Below are 2,838 nucleotides of genomic sequence, written 5' to 3' on the forward strand. Positions count from 1 at the left end.
TCTACGGGTGGAAGGAAGGCGCGGGCCACAACTTCTACGGCCCGAACAACGTCACACCGTGCGCTACCCAACTACAAAAACTCACCTTTGACTGGCATCGCGGCCAAATCCGCCCAGTCGCCTGAAAGTACCTTCAAGAGTCCCGGTCATAGTCGGACAGCGCACGCTCTCTTACAAGTTCATAGCGGCTTAATCGAAAAAGGGCCTCCGGTTTCCCAGAGGCCCTTCCGAGCGATTAATCACGCTTCCGGTGGAGGAGAAAAGCTCCGAAGCCCATCAGCAACAGGCTCGCCGGTTCGGGGATGTACACGTTTACCCAAACGGGGTCGTAGCCAGCCTTGTCAATGAACCTTATGTCAAATGCTGAACCATCAAGCCATAAGCCCTTGACGCCCTTTATCAGGCCGTTTTCGTACTTCCACTCCCAACCGTCTTGAGCGTGAATGTGAATGTGCTGGCCCGTCGGTTTGCCGTCTACCCATGTTACGTATTGGTAGCTGCTGATGAAGTCAATTCGGCCGCCAGCGAGATAAACTGTGGCGTTCTGCCCACCAATGGTAAGTTCTTCAGTCAAGCCGCCATAATAGTCCAGATGGCTGTTTAGAATCACCAAATCCATTATCCCACCCACATCAAGCCCAAGGGGGACGCTCGTGGACCACACTTCAAGGCGGCTGGAATTGCGAACCTCTATCCAATCTGCCCCCCCGCCATCAACAACAAGAACACCGCTGAGCCAATCGAGCGTATACGCGTACTCACCGGCCGCTATCACGCGGTCGGCGTACTCATAACCACCATAGGCTGGATAGAGGCAACAGGCGAACAGCAACAGCATTCTTTTCATCATACGTCTCCTTAGAATAACAAAGACATTATACACCACTGTCATCCCCATGTCAATGCCCTATTGGGTACTCAGGTAGACCTCAAGGAGATTGTCGTAAAGGGCATCCATAAACTCTTGCCAGTCGGTGGAGTCGATCTCCTGTTGAATGTCCGGGTCGGCAAGCCATAGGCTTTCAAGCGGGCCAATGAGGTTGACCAAAGCTTTGATCTGGGACTCGGCTGGCTCCTGCTCAACAGGCTGTGCCTCGAAAGCCATCATTCCCATCTGACTCTCTTCTCCGAAGCCCATCTCCAGCAGTTCACCCTCAGTAAGCCAGCAAGCCATCCATAGCCAAGGGGCGTCTTCTACAAATATGGCCAGATCGGCCACATCAATGGCATATTGGCTTGGGCCTGTGGCCGAGAAGTTGTATGGATACCCATCAGGATACCACAACGCCATAGCCTCCGGGGCTACATACCCCGGACTGTTCGGTTCGGTCACATACTCGTGGTCGGGGTGATTGGGATCGGTGACCGCAGGGTCGTTGGGATCGTGTGCACGCCAAACCGCTGCAAATCGACCGAATTCTCTGAGATTTACGATCCCGTCTGCATTCCAATCCCAGTCGTTCGAAGTGTCTTCACACGTGACTTCATAAGCCCCCCTGTCCACTGCCATCCCGTAGACCCTGTCCTTGCGATCCATCTCCAATTGTTCGGTGTAGCTCAGGGAAGGGTTGCCGGTGTCTTTGCACGGTGAACTGTACGCGATGCGGACGTTGTTCGGGTCGAAATACGCGAACTGCGGATCGATGTTGATGTTATCGTTCACGCTGTTGCAGTCCTGAATGCAACTGTACCAGGCCGCGTCATCCGCTGAGAAACCCGCAAGCTGTGGCCCCGCGTTGTTGTTGTGGTTGTTGTTGTGGTAAATGATGCAGTTTTGCACTTCTGGGAGTGTACTGCCGACAAGGGAAACGCCCATTGCCTTATTATGAGCAATCGTGACATTCTGCAAGAGTGGCGAGTAGGTCGGATTGATCATGCGGACCCCTGCATTCCCTGCTTCCATGAGGTCGCTTTCAGAAATGATGGCGTTCCTTGCTATCGGCGTTGAATCAGTGCACCGAATCCCATATTGACCGCTCCGCCTGACCCAGCAGTTTTCGACGTACAGAGCAAAACCCTCACCATCGTGTCGAATCCCATCCAACTCGTTGCCGATGATGTTACACCATCTGACGCTGACATCGCCATCTGATGCACGGATGCCGTAGCCGTAGTTCTTTTCAATGGTGCAATTCTCCACGGCGAAATCTGCTCCCGTGCCGTAGATGCCCTGCCCCAGAATGGAACTCTGCGTAACCGTGAACCCATCCAGCAAGGTCTCGTGCCCCATCGTTACGATGGTATCGTTCCGTGTGGTCTCGTCGATGCGGCCCGTAAGAATCGTCTTGTACCGCTTCGGATCGCGTTCTTCAAAGGCACACCCGCCTGTCTTGAAGCCGCCGTAGACGTAAACGCCATTCGGCACATCGAATGTATCATCCTCGTCATCGCCCGGACTGTACGTTCCCTCGGCGACATAGATCAGGTAGGCCTCGGCACATTCGGTCGTTCTTGCCCGCAAGAGAGCACTCTGCAAGTCAACATACGCGTCGTGCCAGCTTACGCCGCTATTCGCCCCTTCGGCTTCCTTGTCGACGTAGAGAATTCCATTGGTGTCCCAGCAACACACTAACGTGTCCACCATTGCCCGTGCAACGACGGTGCCCTGAAGTCCGTTGGGATCATATACTGTCGTCCACAATTCCGCCACATTGTGCAGATACCGCCCCGGCTCCGCTCCCTCGTTGACCACGACGGTAAGTTGGACGCAGCCGGAAGCATTCGGATCTATCGATCCAAGCGGCCACGCATAAGTATGGCTCACGGGGTCGTACCCCGGATCAGGCGGATACAATACGATGGGCGGAGACGCGTTCGGGTCATAGCCGAACGTCCATT

2 protein-coding genes are annotated in these 2,838 nt (G+C 54.5%); both read right to left on the reverse strand.

Annotated features, from left to right (window positions below):
• Positions 1 to 235: 235 nt before the first annotated feature.
• Complete coding sequence (locus PLL20_22110) at positions 236 to 847, reverse strand: PEP-CTERM sorting domain-containing protein (protein HPD32694.1); 612 nt, start codon at positions 845 to 847, stop codon at positions 236 to 238.
• 60 nt (positions 848 to 907) lie between these two features.
• Positions 908 to 2,838, reverse strand: a 1,931-nt coding sequence (locus PLL20_22115) for a right-handed parallel beta-helix repeat-containing protein (protein HPD32695.1), incomplete at its 5' end; no start/stop codon positions are given.

The sequence above is a fragment of the Phycisphaerae bacterium genome (assembly GCA_035384605.1).
Classification (GTDB): Bacteria; Planctomycetota; Phycisphaerae; order UBA1845; family PWPN01; genus JAUCQB01.